We start from the raw sequence: 18,065 nt of genomic DNA, 5'->3' as shown, positions 1-18,065 counted from the left end.
CCTTCATACAGGAGCGGCGCACGTCTGCTAACAAATCGCTCATCGCATCCCCGGCCGACGTGCGCGCGTCGGATATCTTTCCCCGTTGATCCCCCCGCCCGCACGTGACGAAACGGTGAGCAGGTGCCGCAGGACCCGGATATCCAGTACGTCGGGCCGTCCGACGCCCCCGACCGGTACGAGATGGTGGAGCGCCGCGCCGCCGGTGGCGAGGGCGAGGTGTGGCGTGCGGTCGAGCGGCACGGCCAGGAGACCTTCGCGTACGCGGTGAAGCTCATCCACCTCGACGGTCCCGTCGACACCGACGCCTCGCTGGAGGCGCTGCGGTTGCAGGCGGCGCTCGCCACGCACGTCGAGCACCCGGCGCTGGTGAAGGTGCGGGAGGTGTTCGTCGGCGCGCCGCCGCACGCCGCCGGGCAGACCGACGCCGGCGCCGGCCGCCGGCTGTACATCGTGATGAAGTGGATCGAGGGGCGCAGCCTCCAGGAGGCGCTGACCTCGGGTGAGGTGCGCGGGCTCGACGTGCTCGGCCCGCTGCTGCCGATCGCCGAGGCGGTCGACTACCTGCACACCGGCCGGGACACCGGTGGCGCGCCCGTCATCCACCGCGACATCAAGCCGGCCAACGTGCTGCTCGCCGCGGACGGCCGGGTCTACCTGGTCGACTTCGGGCTGGTCCGGATGCGCAGCACCGAGGCCACCTCCCGGATCTTCGGTACCGCGCCGTTCATGGCGCCGGAGTCGCTGGCGCGCGGCGAGTACACCCCCGCCACCGACCGGTACGCGCTGGGTGCCACGGTCTACTACGCCTGCACCGGCGAGCTGCCCGTACCGGGCGACACGGAGGGCATGGCGCGCAAGCTCGCCGAGGCGCTCGGACCGGGCCGGGACCGGGAAGTACGCGGGATCGTCGCGATGCTCGCCGCGACCCCGGACGCCCGCCCGGCGAGCGGTGCGGACTGGGTACGCGCGCTGTCGACCGCGCCGCCCGAGACGACCGTCGGCGGCGCGCGCCCGGCGGCTCCCGTACCGCCGACGAGCGGTCCGCCGGCCGGACCGTTCCCCGGTGCGCCGTTCCCGGGCGGGCCGTTCCCGGGCGGACCGTTCCCGGGGGCGCCGGGGCCGCGCGGGCCGGTACCGCCGGGCGCGCGCGGGCCGGTGCCGCCGTTCACCGGTACTCCGATGGGTGGGCCGGCCGCGCCGTCGTCCGGCGGGCCGCAGCTGTCGCCGGTCGCCGGCGGTTTCCTCGCCACGTCCGGCGCCTCGTCGGAGCCGCCCGGCTCCGGCGAGCAGCAGAAGAAGAAGCGCAAGAAGTGGCCGTTCGTCCTCGGTGGGGTCGGCGTCGTACTGGCGCTGAGCCTGGTCGCGTGCTGCCTCGGCGCGAACAACTGGGCGAAGGGCATCGTCGGCAACGGCAGCGGCAGCGGGGGTACGGGCAGCGGGACGTCCGCCAGCCCGTCGTACGACCGGAAGCAGACACCGCCGCCGATCGCCGACCTCAGGCGGGCGCTGCTCACCGACGCCGACATGATGGCCGTGTTCCACACCGGCAAGGACTCCATCTCCGACGGCGGCACCAGTTCCCTGCACGGCGGCCTGACCGATCTGTCGCTCTGCGACTCGGTGGACGGTGGGGCGATCGGCTCCTCCGGCACCACCGGCAACATGGTCACCTCCGACCGGGGCTACCCGCACGTCGACTCGGCGGTCGCCGGCTTCTACGCGGGCGAGGCGAAGACGTTCATGGCCGCGGCCAGGAAGGTCGCCCACTCCTGCGACTCCTGGCACGACCTGTCCATCGCGAAGATCGGCGACGAGTCGTTCGGGATCTGGCAGGAGGACGGCATCGGGCGTACGGCGCTGGTGTTCGTCCGGCGCGGCCAGGCGGTCCTGGAGATCGCGGTCGAGGCGGGCAGCGCGTCCGACTACCAGACGCAGGCACCGGAGCTCGCGGCCCGCTGCGCCAAGCGCCTCCCGGGCCCGAAGAAGTGAGGCCCACCGGGCCGGCCGGACCGGACCTGCTGGTCCGCACGCCGGCCGGGGAGTACCGGATCGCGCCGGCGGAGGGTGTGCTGCGGGTCGGCCGCGACCCGCTGTGCCGCATCGTCGTCGCCGACTCCCGGGTCTCCCGCGAGCACGTCGAGATCGCGTACCACGGGGGGCACTGGCGGCTGCGTGACCTCGGCACCCGCAACGGCACGTACCTGGACGGCCGGGTGACGGGGCTGGACGTCACCGGTCCGGTCACCGTACGGCTCGGCGCCGCCGACGGCCCCGCCCTCGACCTCCGCCCGGACACCGCGGTCGCGCTCCCGGAGCTGCCGCCTGCCGTACCGACGGCCGGGGCGCCCCGGGAAGCGCAGGCAGCGGCGCCGCCGAACGCCGCTCCGCCGGCAGCCCGGCCCACCCCACCCCGGGCGACAACGGCAGCTCCACCCGCCGCGGCCCCGGCGGGTCCGGCGGTCACCCCCGAGCCACCGCCAGCGCCCGCTGCGCCACCTCCGGTCGCCGCGCCACCGGCACCACCAGCGCCGGCGGCGGCACCCGGGGACGCGGACGGGGCCGTACTGGGCGGTTTTCCGGCTCCGGCGGCGGCGCCGGCACCGACCGCGGGTCCGGTACCGGCGGGTGCGCCGCAGCTGGAGACGATGGTGACGCCGGGCAGCGTGCCGGTGCCGTTCGTGGGGTCGGGGGTGCCGTCCGCGACGTACCGGGTGGCGGAGCGGTTGCGGATCGGCCGCGCCCCGGACAACGACATCGTGCTGGACGACCTGCAGGTGTCGCGGCGGCACGCGCACCTGTTGCGTACGCCGGAGGGGTTGCGGCTGGTCGACCTGAGTACCCGGAACGGCAGTTTCGTCGACGGGCGCCGGGTGTCGTCGGTCGCGCTGGCCGACGGCGACGTGCTGTCGTTCGGGCGGCACCGGCTGGTGGTGGACGGCAGCCGGCTGGTCGAGTACGTCGACACGGGGCGGGTTTCGTTGTCCGCCAACGGACTCACCGTCACGGTGAAGGGCGGGCGGCGGCTGCTCGACGACGTGGCCTTCGACGTACCGGAGTGTGGTCTGCTCGCGGTGGTCGGGCCGAGCGGTGCCGGGAAGTCGACGCTGCTGGGCGCGCTCACCGGCTACCGTCCCGCGCAGCAGGGCACCGTCACGTACGACGGGCGCGACCTGTACGCGGACTACGACGAGCTGCGGCACCGGATCGGTCTGGTACCGCAGGACGACATCCTGCACGCGCAGCTCACCGTGCGGCGCGCCCTGCGGTACGCGGCGCGGCTGCGGTTCGCGACCGACGTGACAGCCGAGGAGCGGGACCGCCGGATCGACGAGGTGATCGCGCAGCTCGGCCTGACCGCGCAGGCCGACCAGCGGATCGACACGCTGTCCGGCGGGCAGCGCAAGCGCACGTCGGTGGCGTTGGAGCTGCTGACCGAGCCGTCCCTGCTGTTCCTGGACGAGCCGACGTCGGGCCTGGACCCGGCGCTGGACCGGGACGTGATGACGACGCTGCGCGGCCTCGCCGACAAGGGCCGCACCGTCGTGGTCGTCACGCACAGCCCGCTGCACCTGGCCGCCTGCGACCGCGTACTCGTGCTCGGCCGCGGCGGCGTCGTCACGTTCTTCGGCCCCCCGGCCGACCTCCTCCCGTACTTCGGGGCCGACGAGTACGCGGACGTGTTCCAGCGGGTGGCGGAGGATCCAGCGACCTGGGCGGCGCGGCACCGGGCCCGGGTCGGGCACCGCGCGCCGGCCCGTCCCGCCGGTGCCGCCGCACCCGCCGGGCCCTCGGCCGTACCGCCGAAGCAGCCGCGGCTGCGGCAGCTCGCCGTGCTGACCCGGCGGATGCTCGCGGTGACCCTCGCCGACCGGATGTACGCGGCGCTCCTGCTCGGGCTGCCGCTCGGGCTGGCCCTGCTGCTGCACGTGATCCCGGGCAACGACGGGCTGTCGAAGCCGGACGGTCCGCTCGGCCGTAGCGCGGAGGCGGCGCAGCTGCTGGTGGTGCTGACCGTGGGCGCGATCTTCTTCGGGCTCGCGGGCGGCATCCGGGAGCTGGTCCGGGAGCGCGCGATCTACCGGCGGGAGCGCGCGGTCGGGCTGTCGCCCGGGGCGTACCTGGGGTCGAAGATGCTGGTGTTCGGCCTGATCAACGCGGTGCAGGCGACGGTGTTCGTGCTGCTCGGGCTGCTGGGCCGGCCGGGGCCGGCGGAGGCGCTGGTGCTGGGCCGGCCGATGCTGGAGCTGATCGCCGTGGTCTGGCTGACGGCGCTGGTGGCGACGGTGACGGGCCTGCTCGTCTCGGCGTACGTGGCGACCGGCGAGCAGACCATGCCGGTACTCGTCGGCCTGGTGATGGCGCAGCTCGTGCTGTGCGGCGGGCTGTTCGCGGTGGTCGGCCGGACCGGCATCGAGCAGGCGTCCTGGCTCGCCCCCTCCCGCTGGGGGTACGCGGCGGCCGCGGCCACGGTGGACCTGCGCGCGATCATGCTCGACGCACCGCACGACGCGCTGTGGGACCATCGTTCCGGCGCCTGGCTGTGGGCGGCCGGCGTCCTCGCGGCGCAGGGGCTCGTACTGCTGGTCGCCACCCGCGTCGCACTGCGCCGGCACGAGCCCGGTCGCTGAACACCGAGGAGGGGTCGTGGCCCGCCGGAACGACGACGGACTGCAGGAGGCCCTGCGGGAGGGCTGGGCGAGCGCCTGCCACCTGTTCGAGCATCTTGCCCGCGGCGGCGAGCTGCCCGAGCTGCCGCCGGGCCCGGTCCGCCTGAACCCCAACGAGGTGCCGTACACGGACGGGGTGCTCGGGTACGCGCGCTACTACGGCACGTCCGTCACGTACCAGCAGAACAGCACGTTCCTGCTCGGTTCGGCGGCTTTCGTGGCGGCCGGCATGGCGGTGAACGCGGCGGCCAACGCGCACGCCCGCAACCGCGCGCACGCGCAGGCCGCGGCGCAGTGGCGGGACCACGCGAACGTGCGCACCCTGCTCACCGACCGGCGGCTGATGTGCGACTACGGCGGCCGCTGGCTGAACTTCTGGCACGAGGGCGTCGTCGAGTTCCACGGCGACCTGTCCCAGTGGCTGTTCATCCTCCGGTACGAGGTGGGCAACCCGATCATGATGCACGGCCCGGCGGCCCCGTGGTTCGCGGTGTGCATCGCCCGCATCGTGTACGGGCAGCGCGGGCTCCAGTTGCCGATCCTCGCGCCGCTGGCGCAGACGATCGCCCAGGCGTACCGGGCGCCGGAGCAGTTGCCGCCCGCCGATCCGGACCCGAGGGCGCTCCCCCCGGCCTGACCTTGGTACGCCCGGCAAATCGCCCACCGCTCCCCGGACCGTTCGGCGGTGGACGGTCCCGCGTGGCGCGCGGATAGGCTCGGTCGGGTGAGCAGTTCCCTGACGCTGACCGCGAGTCTGCGATCCGCCGCGCTGGACGGGCGGCGCGGCATCGTCCGCCTCCACCCGGAGGTACTCGAAGCGCTCGGGCTGCGGCCCGGCGCCCCGGTGCTGTTGACCGGTCGGCGTACCTCGGCCGGGGTGGCGCTGGCGGCCGAGGCCGGCGCGAGCCGCGCCCTGCTGTACGCGGACGATCTGACGCTCGGCAACCTCGGTATCCGGGACGGCGCGGAGGTGTCGGTGGCGTCCGCCCCGGTCACCGCCGCGCGTACGGTGACGGTCGCCGGGGAGGCGCAGACGGTCGCGGTCGTGTCGCCGGAGATGTTGCGGTTGGCGCTGCTCGGCAAGGTCGTCACGGCCGGGGACAACGTGTCGCTGCTGCCGCAGGACGTGGCGCCGCCGACGGCGACCCGCGGCCGGCTGGTCGCGGCCGGTGGCGCGCCGCCGGCGGAGGTGACGAAGCGCAGCCTGTCCAACAGCCTCGGCATGGGCTGGGTGTCGCTGCTGCTCACCGTCACCGACGCGACGCCGGCCGACCCGGGCGCCGGCCGCGACGCGGTGGTACCGGTGGTGGTCACGATGGACACCGTGGTCCGCTGGGACGGGGGCCCGGCGACGCACTCCAGCGCCACGCCCGCCCCGGTACACCAGGCGGCGGTGGACGCCGAGGAGGAGACCGCGGTCGGTGTCGCGGACCTGGCCGGGCTGCGCGCGCAGGCACAGGAGCTGACCGAGCTGCTCGACCTGGGCTTCCACCACGGCGAGATCCTGGCGCGGCTGGGCACCGACGCCTCTCTCGGCGTACTGGTGACGGGGCCGGCCGGGTCGGGCAAGTCGACGCTGGTGCACGCGGTGGCGCACGAGGTGTCGGCGCGGGTGGTCACGGTGTGGGCGCCGGAGGTCGCCGCGCTGGCGAACGATCCGGCCGCGGCCCGGTTGACCGACGCGGTGGCCCGCGCGCAGCGTCCCGCGGTGCTGCTGGTGTCCGACGTGGAAGCGTTGGCGCCCAAGGGATCCCCGGGCCCACTGTCCACTGTGCTCACCCGGGTGGTACGGACCGCGCTGGACGCCGGGATCGCCGTGGTGTGCACCAGCAGCCGCCCGGAGGACGTCGACCCGGCGCTGCGCGGACCCGACCTGCTGGCCCACGAGATCGCCGTACCGTTGCCGGACGCCGCCGGTCGTCGCGAGCTGCTCGCCGTCCTGACCCGGGACGTACGGCTCGCCGAGGACGTGCGGCTCGACGACGTCGTCGACCGTACTCCCGGGTTCGTGGCCGCGGACCTGCTCGCCCTCGTCCGGGAGGCCGGCGTACGTGCCGCGGTCCGGCACCGCAACGCCGACACCGACGCCGATCCGGCCATCGCCGCCGCCGACTTCGCCACCGCCCTCGACGTCGTACGGCCGACCACGATGACCGAGTCGGGTGTCGACATCGCCCGGGTCTCGCTCGACGACGTCGGCGACATGGCCGACGTCAAGCAGGTACTCACGGAGAGCGTGCTGTGGCCGCTCACGTACCCGGACACGTTCGACCGGCTCGGCATCGACCCGCCGCGCGGCGTCCTGCTGTACGGGCCGCCCGGATGCGGGAAGACGTTCCTGGTCAAGGCGATCGCCGGCGAGGGCCGCGCCAACGTGTTCTCCGTCAAGGGCGCCGAACTGCTCAGCAAGTGGGTCGGCGACTCCGAGCGCGCCGTCCGCGAACTGTTCCGCCGCGCCCGGGACGCCGCGCCCAGCCTCGTCTTCCTCGACGAGATCGACGCCCTCGCGCCGGTACGCGGCCAGGCCACCGACGGCGGTACCACCGACCGGGTCGTCGCTTCCCTGCTCACCGAACTCGACGGCGTCGAGTCGCTCCGCAACGTCGTCGTGGTCGGCGCCACCAACCGCCCCGACCTGGTCGACCCCGCGCTGCTGCGCCCCGGCCGGCTCGAACGCCTCGTCTACGTGCCGCCGCCGGATTCCGCCGCACGCAAGGCGATCCTCACGTCCGCGGCCCGTCGCGTACCGCTCGCCGCCGACGTCGACCTGGCCTCCTTCGCCGACGACCTCGACGGGTTCTCGTCCGCCGACTGCGCCGCCCTCGTCCGCGAGGCCGCGCTCTCCGCCATGCGCGAGTCCCTCACCGCCACCGAGGTCACCGCCACCAACGTCCGCACCGCCCTCGCCCGGGTACGTCCCTCGCTCGACCCCGACCAGGTCGCCTGGCTCGCCGCGTACGCCGACAAGCACCAGCCCACGTGACCCGCCGGCGCCGGTGAGCGGCCAGCGTGACGCTGGGACCCGGACGAAGAAGCGGTGACATCGCCCGAGCCGTACACGCTGCGCACCTCGCCGACCGCTCGTCGCGCCCTGGCGGAGCGGCTACCGGAGCCGGTGGCCAGCGCGGCGTACAAGTTCATCACGGGCCCTCTGGTCAGCGAGCCCTACCGCGTCGGCAAGCGACTCATGGCGCCACTGACGGGTCGTTTCAGCGCGCGGCGTGGTACCTACCGGATCATCTGCCGGGTGGATGACGAGACTCGTAGCGTGACCGTTCTCGACATCGACCATCGACGCGATGCCTACCATCGCTGACCCGCACCGCACGCGAGCTCCGCGGAACTCAACGAGGGCCGTACGCGACTCGAAGGATCCGGACGGGCCTGGCCTCGTGGTGTCCCCGGCAGCCTTCGTCGCGTTCGTCCGCAGCACCACCACGGACACGCTCAGCTGAACACGCCGTGCTGAACGGAAGCGCGCGTCAGTTGGCGGCGCGCGCGTCCGGGATGCTGTCGTACGTGGTGGGCTTGGACAGCCAGGTCATGCGCCCGAGCGGCCAGTACGTGGCGAAGGCGCGTCCGACGACGGACGACACCGGCACGGTGGACAGGCTGATGTTGTGGCTCTGCAGGTAGTGCTCGCGGGAGTCGCTGGAGTTGGAGCGGTGGTCGCCCATCAGCCAGAGCCGCCCCTTGGGCACGGTCACCTGGAACGGCGCCTCGCTGGGCGGGTCCTGCACCCCGCTGGCGCTGCGGTAGATGTACGGCTCGGTGAGTGCCTTGCCGTTGACGGTGATGCGGCCGATGGCGTCGTCGTAGGCGACCTTGTCGCCGCCGACGGCGATGACCCGCTTGATCCAGTCACCGCCGTCGCCGGTTTCGGCCGCCCACTGCTTGGGCGCCTTGAACACGACGACGTCGCCGCGCTCGGGCGCGTGGAAGTCGTATCCGAGCTTGTACACCAGGACCCGGTCGTTGATGTCGAGCGTGTGCTCCATCGAACCGGACGGGATGTAGAACGACGCCGCCACGAAGGTGCGGACCACCACCGCCACCAGCACCGCGACGACGACCAGGATGACCATCTCGCGCAGCCAGCCACCGCGGCGCTTCGACTGAGGCTTGGACACGCTGGGAGAATACGGCAGCGACCGACCGTGTCCCCCGCCGACCGGCTGGGAGTTGTCTGGGAGTCGGTGGGCGGTCACGCCGAGACCGCGACGACGTGACGCCGGGCCGGGTGGAAACAGGAGTGTTCCTGTTCGGTACCACCCTCGTGTCCGAGTTGCGGCCGCTCGGTACGGCACCGGTCGGTGGCGAACGGGCAGCGCGCCGCGAACAGGCACCCGTCGTCGGACTGGCTGTCCGCGAGCGGTTCGGTCGGGGTGAGCCGGTCGGGGCCGGGCCGCTCCAGGCCGTGCAGTACGGGGATCGCCGAGAGCAGGCACTGCGTGTACGGGTGGACCGGGTCGGCGATGACGGTCTCGGTGGGCCCGTGCTCGACGATCTCGCCGCGGTAGATGACGTACAGCTCGCCGTCGGCGCCGATGTACCGGGCGGTCGCCACGTCGTGCGTGATGAACAGGACGCTCACGCCGACGGTCTCGCGCAGTTCGCGGAGCAGCTTGAGGATGCCGAGCCGGAGCGATACGTCGATCATCGACACGGCCTCGTCGGCGACGAGCGCGTCCGGGTCGACGGTCAGCGCGCGGGCGATGACGACGCGCTGCCGCATGCCGCCGGACAGCTGGTGCGGGTAGCGCGGGAGTACGTAGTCGGGTTCGAGGCCGACGAGCGACAGTACTTCGCGCTGGCGTTCGGCGATCCACGACTTGGGCCGCCCGGTCTGCTTGGCGCGCAGGGTGAGCGGGTCGGTCAGGATCGCGTCGACGGTGCGCGTCGGGTTGAGCGCCGAGTACGGGTCCTGGTGGATCATCTGGATCCGCCGGAAGTACGGCTCGCGCTTCTTCGGCCGCAGCCCGGACAGGTCCACGCCGTCGACGCTCAGCCGACCCGAGTCGTACGTCTCCAGGCCGGCGAGGATGCGGCCGAGTGTCGTCTTGCCGCACCCGGACTCGCCGATGAACGACGCGGCGCCGCCGGCCGGGATGCGGAAGTCGACGCCGCGCAGCGCGTGCACGGTCTGGCCGGCGAGTACGTCACCGCGCGCCTTGTACGTCTTGACGATCCCGACGCCCTCGATGTCGCCGCTCACCGTTCCTCCTCCACCACATGACATGCCACGAGCCGCTCGGCGCCGATGTCGTACGCGGGCGGGTCGACGGTCTCGCAGTCCTCGCGCGCACCCGCCGCGTACACGGCGCAGCGCTCCCGGAACACGCAGCCCTGCCGGGGGATCGTGCCCAGCGTCGGCGGGCGTCCCGGCAGCGGCTGCGCCACGTCCGGGTCGCCGGTCAGCCGCGGGATCGCGGTGATCAGCCCCCGCGTGTACGGGTGGCTCGGCGCGCGCAGCACGTCGACCGTGGGGCCCTGTTCCACCAACCGCCCGCCGTACATGACGGCGACGCGGTCGGCGACCTCGGCGACGACGCCGATGTCGTGCGTGACGACGAGCGTGGTCAGCCCGTGCTCGGCGTGTACATCCTTGATGATGGACAGGATGTTCGCCTGCGAGATCATGTCCAGCGCGGTCGTCGGCTCGTCGAGGACGAGCACGTGCGCGTTGAGTACCAGGGCGAGCATGATGCCGACGCGCTGCCGCATCCCGCCGGACAGCTCGTGCTGGTACGAGTCGAGCACCCGCTCGCCGGACAGCCCCATCCGGGACAGCAGCTCCTTCGCCTGGCGTACCAGGGCGCGCTTGTCCTCGACGCCGTGCGAGCGGCCGAGGTCGAGCAGCTGCTTGCCGACGGTCTTCAGCGGGTTGAGCGAGTTCTGCGCGGCCTGGAACACGTAGCCGATCGAACCGCCGCGGGCCGCCCGGATCTGCTTGGGGGACAACGAGAGTACGTCGCCCAGACCGTCGATCTCGATGACCCCGCCGGTGATCCGGCCCGGCTGCTGTACGGCGTTGAGCATGGCCAGCGCCATCGTCGACTTGCCCGAGCCGGACTCGCCGACGAGGCCGGTGATCGAGCCCGGCGCGAGTTCCAGGTTGATGCCGGACACCGCGGGCAGCTCACCCGCCGGCGTCCGGTACGCCACGGTCAGGTCGCTGATGCGTACGCCCGGACCGGTGCTGGCGCCGTCCACTGTGGACGGTTCGGTGGCGGCCGTCATCAGTCCTCCCGCAGCCGTGGGTTGAACACCTCGTCCATCGCGTCCACCAGCAGCACGACCCCCAGGGTCAGCAGCAGGATCGCGATGAGCGGCGCCATCAGGTAGCTGAGGCCAGCGCCCGTCTGGGTCACGCCGTTGTTGACGGCGAGCTGGATCATCACGCCCCAGTTCGTCGAGTTGTACGGCAGGACGCCGAGGTAGAAGAGACCGACCTGCGAGTAGATGAACGTGGTGACGCCGATCAGCAGGTTCATCGCCACGTACGGCGCGATGTTCGGCAGCAGCTCGCGCGTCACCACGTGCGGCGTGGACAGGCCGAGACCGCGGGCGGCCTCCACGAAGCCACGTTCCCGCAACGACAGCGTCTGCGACCGTACCGAGCGGGCCAGGCCGCCCCAGCCGGTGAGCCCGAGTACCAGACCCATCTGCAGCGCCGACTCGAACTTCCACACCGTGGTGAGTACCAGCAGGAGCGGGAAACCCGGGATGGTCAGGACGAAGTCGGTGATCCGCATGAGCGCCGAGTCGGGACGGCCGCGGCGGTAGCCGGCGTACAGGCCGACGGCCACCCCGACGACGACCGTGACCAGCGCGGCGACGGCCGCGGCAGTCAGCACGTACCGGCTGCCGACGATGAGTTCGGCGAGCACGTCCGCGCCCTCGAAGTCGGTACCGAGCAGGTGCGACAGGCTCGGCCCCGCCAGCAGGTCCGCCGACTTCGGCAGGTTCTCCGGGTACAGCCACGGGCCGATGATCCCCAGCGCCACGAACAGCGCGACGATGAACGCGCCGACCATCCGGGAAGGCTTGCGGCGCAACACCTTCCACAGGTTCGCCAGGAACCTCGTCCGCCGCGCCGGCACCACCGGGTTCGCGACGGGCACCTCAACCGTCGTGCTCATGCCGGCTCCTCGCTTCGCTCCGAGCCGCCATGAGGCACAAACGCGCAACACTCATGATTCGCTCGCTCACGCTCACTCATGCGCCCTCCCCTCGGCGTACCCGGGGGTCGATGACCGTGTAGAGCATGTCGGCGCAGATGTTCGCGATGATGACCGCCATGGTGATGAGCAGGAACGCGCCGGACATCTCCGAGTAGTCCCGCTGGCCGATGCTGGCGACCAGCATCGCGCCCATGCCCGGATAGTTGAACGCGTTCTCGATGAAGACCGCGCCGCCGACCATGAAGCCCAGCGACAGCGCCAGTACGGTGAACAACGGCAGGATCGCGTTGCGCGCGACGTACCGGAAGATGATCGAGGGTCTGATGCCGCGCAGCTCCGACGCCAGGATGAAGTCGTCACCCAGCACCGACACCACGCTCGACTTCATCGACAGCAGGTACCCGCCGAACGACGACAGCGCGAACGCCACCGCCGGCAGTACCGCGTGCGCGACGATCGACGCGATGTACGGCCCGTTGAAGCCGGGTTCGAGCAGCCCGTCCACCGGCCCGGTGGAGAACAGCTTGAACTTCACGGTCAGGAACGTCACCAGGATCAGCGCCATCACGTACTGCGGGACGCCGTGCAGCAGGCTGCCCACGATGGACAGCCCGTTGCCCAGGTGACTGTTGCGGCGCATCGCCGCGACCACACCCAGCACCACGCCGAACAGGAAGCTCAGCAGGGTGCCCGCGAGTACCAGGCCGATGGTCCACTTCGCCGTGGACAGCACCTCGGTCGTCACGCTCACGCCCTGCGCCCGTACGGACCGGCCCAGGTCGAAGTGCAGCAGCTGCCACAGGTAGTGGCCGTACTGCGACCAGAACGAGCCGTGCGGCACGAACCCGTACGTGACGGCCACCTGCGCCTTCGCCTGGTCCGGCGACATGCCCTTCGACAGCAGCGTCTCGTACTGCGTCTGCACCGGGTCGCCGGGCATGAGACGGACCAGGACGAAGGTGAAGGTGGTGACGATCCAGATCATGACGAGCCCGCGGACCACGTGGCCCGCGAGCCGCCTGAGGAACTTGAGCACCAGGTTCCCTTACTTCTTCTTGATGTACCCGAGCTGCATCCACACGCCGGGCGAGAGCCGCAGCACGTCGGAGTCGTCCTTCGGGAAGTTGGTGAACCGGGTCGTGTTCGTGAACTGGACGTTCACGTAGTCCCAGATCTGGATGGCCGGCAGCTGGTCGTTGCTGTACCGCGCCAGCTTGCCCACCAGCTCCTTCTGCTTGGCCTCGTCGGCCTGGCTGAGCTGGTTGGTCAGGTCACCGGGGTTGACGGTGCCGAGGCCCGGCACGTTCGCCGTCTCGGTGCCGCCCATCCAGTTGCCGTCCTTGCCGGCCGCCGAGTGCTTCACCTGCGCACCGAACTGGGTCCAGCCGTTCGACGGGCCGTACAGCCGGGCGTAGGCGTTGTACGTGGACGGGCCGAGCGCGGTCAGCCAGAAGCCCACCTGGTACTTGCCCTCCGCGATCTCGCTCAGGTACGTGGCGTAGTCCGCCGAGGTCTTGACCGAGGACGCGATGCCGAAGTCGGTGAGCTGGCTGGAGATGGACTTCGAACCGGCGATCCAGTCCGAGAAGCCGGTCGGCGCCTGGATGTTCAGCGTGAACGGCTTGCCCTTGTACATCCAGGTCTTCCCGGACTTCGTCAGCCCGGCCGTCTTCAGCTCCTTCTCCGCCTTCGCCGTGTCGTGCGCGTACGGGTTGAGCTTGTTGACGCCGTCGGCGCCGAGCCACGCGTTCGCGGCGTCGCCGACCAGGCCGGTGGTGGTCTGCGACGCGGTGCCGCTCTCCGCCTCACCGATCTTCGTGGTCAGCTTCCGGTCGATCAGGTACGCCAGCGCCCGCCGCACGTGCACGTTGTCGAGCGGCTTGTACGACTGGTTGAACGCCAGCGACGCGGCCACCGGGCTGAAGCCCTTGACGGTCCCGTTCCCCTTGTGGCCCACGATCTTCTTGACCACGTTCGTCGGCGTCGACGTGTACGGCGCGGCGTCGAGCTGACCGGCGATCAGGTAGTTCCAGATCTGCTCGTTGCCCGAGTAGTTCTTCAGCACGACCTGCTTCGGGCCGATCTTGTCGGCGTCGAAGAAGTACGTGTTCTTCTTCAGTACGGCCTCGCCCGGGTTCACCCGCTGGAGTACGAACGGGCCGGCCGACACGTCCTTCTTCGGGCCGAAGTCGACGAGCTTCTTGCCCAGCGACGTGATCGTGTTCTGCGCCTTCGTCTGGTCGGCCTTGGCGGCCTTCGGGTCGGTCGCGGTCTTGATCGTGTCCCAGATGTCCGCGGGCATCTGCGGCCCGTACACGGACTTCGGGATCACGTTCATGCTGAGGATGTTGCGCAGGAAGCTGTTGTTCGCCGACCCGGCCGCCTGGTCGAACTCGATCGTCTTCGAGTCGACGACCTTGATGTCACCGAGCCCGCCCGCCGCACCCGGCGACACCGCGAACGCGCCGCCGCCCTGGGTGAACGACATCGCCGCGGAGGTCTTCACGTCCTCGGCGGTGACGTCCTTGCCGTCCGACCACTTCGCCTTCGGCTGGAGCTTCACCGTCAGCTTCAGGTGGTCCGGCGTCTCGGTCCAGCTCTTCGCCAGGCCGGGGTAGAACGCGTTCGGGTCGGTCTTCGAGTTCTTCGCCCACCCGAGCTGCATCGTGTTGTACCCGACGAACGTGTTGCTCGCCTGGTTGTACGGGTTGATCGGCGCGTTCACGTTGATCGGGTGGTTGCCGTCGATCGTGGTGAACACACCGCCGTCGGCGGAACTGGAGTCGGTACAGCCGGCCGCGGCGAGCACCGTGGCGAGCGTGCCGGCCGCCGTGAGTACGGCGACGACAGGTTTCCTCATGCGCATTCTCCTGGGGGGTACGGGCTGACTAGCGGTGCGCGCCGACGAGCAGGTCGGCCGCCGCGTCGAGGTTGACCCGGGCGCCACCCCGGGTCCCGAGGTATCTGCCGGGCGCCAGACCGGCGTCGGCGCTGGTTCCGGTACCGACGACCACGGCGTCCGGGCGGGCGCCGAGTACGGTCGCGAGCCGGGCGCGCTGGCCGGGTGCGCGGTGCGCGTCCCGTACCACCACGACCAGCGGTCTCCCGCCGGCCGCGGCCAGCGCACCGGCCAGGTCGTCGTCGCCCCGGTCCGCCGGGTCGGCGGTCAGCCGGGTGCCGGTGACGCGCGGGTCGCGCGCGCCCAGCAGCGCCAGCAGGCTGCCGGCGGTCAGCTCGATGCCCTGCCGTGGTGGGCTGAGTTCGAGCACGTACGGCGGGCCGTCGAGCGGCCCGATGCCGGGGTCCGGCCGCAGCGCGCCACGCGCCGCGGCGGCCAGTTCGGTGTCACCGGCCGGTGGTACCGGCTCGCCGACGGGTACGGGGGCGGCGAGCGCGCGTACCCGGGCGGCGGCCCCCGCCAGCCGGCCCGGGTCGGCGGTCTCCGCGAGCCGCTGGCGTACCTGCCGCTGCAGCTCGTACGTCCCGGTCAGGCACACCAGGTCGGCGCCGGCGGCCACCGCGCGCGCCGCGCCCTCGGCGACGCCCACCCCGTCCGCGATGGCGTTCATCGTCATCGAGTCGGTCACCACGGCGCCGGTGAAGCCGAGTTCGTCGCGCAGCAGCCCGGTCAGTACGGCCCGGCTCAGCGTCGCCGGCCCCTCGCAGTACCCGGGGTACGCGACGTGCGCGGTGAGTACCGACCGGACGCCCGCCTCGACAGCCGCGCGGAACGGTACGAGGTGTGGCGTCAGGTCACCGGTCACCGTGGGCAGCGCCAGGTGCGAGTCCAGCGCGGTGTCCCCGTGCCCCGGGAAGTGCTTCGCGCACGCGGCCACCCCCGTCGACTGCACCCCCGTCAGGTACGCCACGACGTGCGCGGCGACCCGCTCCGGGTCCGCACCGAACGACCGCGTACCGATGATCGGGTTGTCGGGGTTGGTGTTGACATCGGCGACCGGGGCCAGGTTGAGGTTGACGCCGAGGGCGGCCAGTTCGGCGCCGATGGCCGCACCGACCCGCCGGGTGAGCGCCACGTCGTCGACCGCGCCGAGCGCCAGGTTCCCCGGGTACGGAGCGCCTGTCGTCGCGTACAGCCGGGTGACGTCGCCGCCCTCCTCGTCGAGCGCGACGAGCGGGTCGTCACCGGCGGTGCGGATGTCCGCGACGAGCGCACCGAGCTGGTCCCGGTCGGCGATGTTGCCGGCGAACAGCACGACACCGCCGAGCCCCTCGGCGAGCCACGCCCGCAGGGCCGGCGACAACTCGTACCCCGGCATGCCGACGAGCAGGCAGCGGTCCACGGCGCTGGTCACGCAGAGATCCTTGCATCCGCCGTAAGCTTTGTCCCTTGATCAATGCTCACAAGAAAATAAATTTCTTGTTGCCCGGACGTCGCCGAACCGCTCCACCGGCCCCGCCCCGGGTACGAAGCGGTCAGGCCGGGCGCGCCGGCCGCGGCCGCTGCCGGGCGTCGCGGAGACGGCGGAGCCGGCGCACCGTCACCGGATCGGCGGCGAGCGCGGCCGGCGAGTCCAGCAGCGCGTTGAGCACCTGGTAGTAGTGCGTGGCGGTCATGCCGAACAGGTCGCGGATGGCCTGCTCCTTGGCGCCCGCGTACCGCCACCACTGGCGCTCGAAGTCGAGCATCCTGCGGTCGCGGCCGCTCAACCCGCCATCGGGCTCCGAGGTGTCCATCCCTCGCATTCAACCATGCGGGCGGACAGCGCCGCCGAAACCACGACACAAAAACAGCCCGCACGACGAGGGGGCCGCCTCGCCGTACGGGCTTGCGTATGCGTGTTCATAGTGCCGCAGTTTCGCGCACTCGTCAACGTCTGCCCTGCTTGATCAGCTGATCTACCCTCGGCCAACGCAAGATCACCGTGAATCCCCCAGGAAAGGAAACCCTCCGTGCGCCAGACGGTCACGCGTGGCGTCGTCGCCCTCGCCGCGGTCGCCGCGATCGGCCTCGTCTCCGGTTGCAGCAGCGCCAACAAGGACGCCTGCAAGAGCATCCAGAACGACCTGAAGTCCTACTCGTCGAGCGCCGGCACCGACGACCCGGGCAAGGGGATCAAGGACCTGGCCGGCAAGATCCGCGACGACGCCAAGGGCGCCGACGGCGACGTCAAGTCCGCGGCCAACGCGTTCGCCGACGACCTCGACTCGCTCGCCGACTCGATGGGCGGCACCAGCGCCCCCGACACCTCGTCGATGTCCAGCGACGCGCAGAAGCTCGGCAGCGCCTGCGGCACCTCGATGAGCATCCCGGGCATGTGAGCCACCGTGCGGGCCGGCCCCGGTCGGCCCGCACGCGCCTGCCCGTACCCCGACGGCAAGCGCTTTCTGGTACCTGCGTGTCGGGCCGCGCGCGTCAGACGCGGACGATCTCCACACCCGCCGTGGCGAACGAGCGGGTCTGGTCCTCCTCCGCGGACGAGTCGGTGACCAGCGTGTGTACCCGGTCGATCGGGCAGATCCGCGCGAACGCGTGCTGCCCCAGCTTGGACGAGTCGGCCACGATCACGATCCGCCGCGCCCGCGCCGCCATGAGCTGGTTGATCGCGGCCTCGCCCTCGTTGTGCGCGGCGGCGCCGAGCGCCACGTCGACCGCGTCCACGCCGAGGAACGCGACGTCCAGCATCAGGTCCCGCAGGATGCCGGTCGCGAGCGGCCCGATCAGCTCGTACGACTGGGGGCGGACGACGCCGCCGGTGACGACGAGCTTCACGTGCGGCCGGACGATCAGTTCGTTGGCGATGTTCAGCGCGTTGGTGACGATGGTGAGCGAGGTGCCGTCGCCGGTCGTACCGCCGCTGGCGAGGTCGGGACGGGTGGCCAGGGCGCGCGCCACCTCGGTCGTGGTGGTGCCGCCGTTGATGCCGACGACCATGCCGGGTGTGACAAGGGCCGCAGCGGCGGAGCCGATCCGTTGCTTCTCCGGCGCCCGCTTCGCCGACTTGTACCGCAGCGGCAGGTCGTACGACACGGCGCTGGCGACGGCGCCACCCCGCGTACGCGTGATCATCTGCTGCTGGGCCAACTGGTCGAAATCACGTCGAATCGTCGCCTGGGAAACGTCCAGCCGGGCGGCCGCGTCCTCGACGCTGACCCGGCCCGTCTCGGCCAGCACCTCCAGAAGCGCGGTCCAGCGTGCGTAGCGGTCCACCGGGACCTCCCTAGCCTTCAGTACTCAGCGCGTGCACAATGA

15 protein-coding genes and 1 pseudogene are annotated in these 18,065 nt (G+C 71.8%); 7 read left to right on the top strand and 9 right to left on the bottom strand.

Annotated elements, in window-relative coordinates; all coding sequences use genetic code 11:
* Positions 1 to 123 precede the first annotated feature (123 nt).
* The 6 genes from Aru02nite_RS22890 (at position 124) to Aru02nite_RS37615 (ending at position 8,125) form a co-directional block, all read left to right on the top strand.
* Positions 124 to 1,992 carry a serine/threonine protein kinase gene (locus Aru02nite_RS22890; protein ID WP_203661015.1) on the top strand — a complete coding sequence of 623 codons (1,869 nt, stop codon included), beginning with the start codon at positions 124 to 126 and terminating at the stop codon, positions 1,990 to 1,992.
* Positions 1,989 to 4,631, top strand: a complete 2,643-nt coding sequence (locus Aru02nite_RS22885; protein ID WP_203661013.1) for an FHA domain-containing protein — start codon at positions 1,989 to 1,991, stop codon at positions 4,629 to 4,631. Before Aru02nite_RS22890 ends, Aru02nite_RS22885 begins: the two co-directional genes overlap by 4 nt.
* Positions 4,632 to 4,647: 16 nt before the next feature.
* Entirely contained in the window at positions 4,648 to 5,307 is a 660-nt protein-coding gene (locus Aru02nite_RS22880) for a hypothetical protein (protein ID WP_239076882.1), read from the top strand.
* Positions 5,308 to 5,394: 87 nt separating this feature from the next.
* Positions 5,395 to 7,653, top strand: a complete 2,259-nt coding sequence (locus Aru02nite_RS22875) for an AAA family ATPase (RefSeq protein ID WP_203661011.1) — start codon at positions 5,395 to 5,397, stop codon at positions 7,651 to 7,653.
* 54 nt (positions 7,654 to 7,707) lie between these two features.
* Positions 7,708 to 7,986, top strand: coding sequence for a type II toxin-antitoxin system RelE family toxin (locus tag Aru02nite_RS22870; RefSeq protein ID WP_203661009.1), 279 nt, complete (start codon positions 7,708 to 7,710; stop codon positions 7,984 to 7,986).
* Positions 7,970 to 8,125, top strand: a complete 156-nt coding sequence (locus Aru02nite_RS37615) for a DUF397 domain-containing protein (RefSeq protein ID WP_203661007.1) — start codon at positions 7,970 to 7,972, stop codon at positions 8,123 to 8,125. Before Aru02nite_RS22870 ends, Aru02nite_RS37615 begins: the two co-directional genes overlap by 17 nt.
* Before the next feature lie 27 nt (positions 8,126 to 8,152).
* Here the strand turns inward: Aru02nite_RS37615 and lepB are convergent, their stop codons facing one another.
* The 8 genes and pseudogenes from lepB to Aru02nite_RS22825 all read right to left on the bottom strand — a co-directional run.
* The gene (gene lepB, locus Aru02nite_RS22860) at positions 8,153 to 8,755 is read right to left on the bottom strand and encodes a signal peptidase I (protein WP_203661180.1); all 603 of its coding nucleotides are present in this window, start codon (positions 8,753 to 8,755) and stop codon (positions 8,153 to 8,155) included.
* 119 nt (positions 8,756 to 8,874) lie between these two features.
* Complete coding sequence (locus Aru02nite_RS22855) at positions 8,875 to 9,885, bottom strand: ABC transporter ATP-binding protein (protein WP_239076881.1); 1,011 nt, start codon at positions 9,883 to 9,885, stop codon at positions 8,875 to 8,877.
* Complete coding sequence (locus Aru02nite_RS22850; protein ID WP_203661003.1) at positions 9,882 to 10,910, bottom strand: ABC transporter ATP-binding protein; 1,029 nt, start codon at positions 10,908 to 10,910, stop codon at positions 9,882 to 9,884. Before Aru02nite_RS22850 ends, Aru02nite_RS22855 begins: the two co-directional genes overlap by 4 nt.
* On the bottom strand, positions 10,910 to 11,812 hold the full coding sequence (locus tag Aru02nite_RS22845) for an ABC transporter permease (RefSeq protein ID WP_203661001.1): 903 nt from the start codon (positions 11,810 to 11,812) through the stop codon (positions 10,910 to 10,912). Before Aru02nite_RS22845 ends, Aru02nite_RS22850 begins: the two co-directional genes overlap by 1 nt.
* Before the next feature lie 76 nt (positions 11,813 to 11,888).
* On the bottom strand, positions 11,889 to 12,890 hold the full coding sequence (locus Aru02nite_RS22840; RefSeq protein ID WP_239076880.1) for an ABC transporter permease: 1,002 nt from the start codon (positions 12,888 to 12,890) through the stop codon (positions 11,889 to 11,891).
* A gap of 9 nt (positions 12,891 to 12,899) precedes the next feature.
* Positions 12,900 to 14,714 (bottom strand): ABC transporter substrate-binding protein, encoded by a 1,815-nt coding sequence (locus tag Aru02nite_RS22835; RefSeq protein WP_203660999.1) that lies wholly within the window; start codon positions 14,712 to 14,714, stop codon positions 12,900 to 12,902.
* Between the two features lie 28 nt (positions 14,715 to 14,742).
* Entirely contained in the window at positions 14,743 to 16,167 is a 1,425-nt protein-coding gene (locus tag Aru02nite_RS22830) for a glycoside hydrolase family 3 N-terminal domain-containing protein (protein WP_203660997.1), read from the bottom strand.
* A gap of 121 nt (positions 16,168 to 16,288) precedes the next feature.
* Positions 16,289 to 16,534 (bottom strand): annotated as a pseudogene (locus Aru02nite_RS22825) (DUF3263 domain-containing protein); the annotation flags it as partial.
* 231 nt (positions 16,535 to 16,765) lie between these two features.
* Here Aru02nite_RS22825 and Aru02nite_RS22820 point away from each other — a divergent pair.
* Positions 16,766 to 17,134 (top strand): hypothetical protein, encoded by a 369-nt coding sequence (locus Aru02nite_RS22820; protein ID WP_203660993.1) that lies wholly within the window; start codon positions 16,766 to 16,768, stop codon positions 17,132 to 17,134.
* Positions 17,135 to 17,228: 94 nt separating this feature from the next.
* On the opposite strand, the gene Aru02nite_RS22815 is transcribed toward Aru02nite_RS22820, so the two are convergent.
* Positions 17,229 to 18,023 (bottom strand): DeoR/GlpR family DNA-binding transcription regulator, encoded by a 795-nt coding sequence (locus Aru02nite_RS22815; protein ID WP_203660991.1) that lies wholly within the window; start codon positions 18,021 to 18,023, stop codon positions 17,229 to 17,231.
* Positions 18,024 to 18,065: the final 42 nt, after the last annotated feature.

Origin of the sequence: Actinocatenispora rupis (genome assembly GCF_016861975.1) — a bacterium.
GTDB classification, from domain to species: Bacteria; Actinomycetota; Actinomycetes; order Mycobacteriales; family Micromonosporaceae; genus Actinocatenispora; species Actinocatenispora rupis.
Note: the sequence above shows the minus strand (reverse complement) of the source record. Positions and strands in the feature narration are given on the sequence as shown.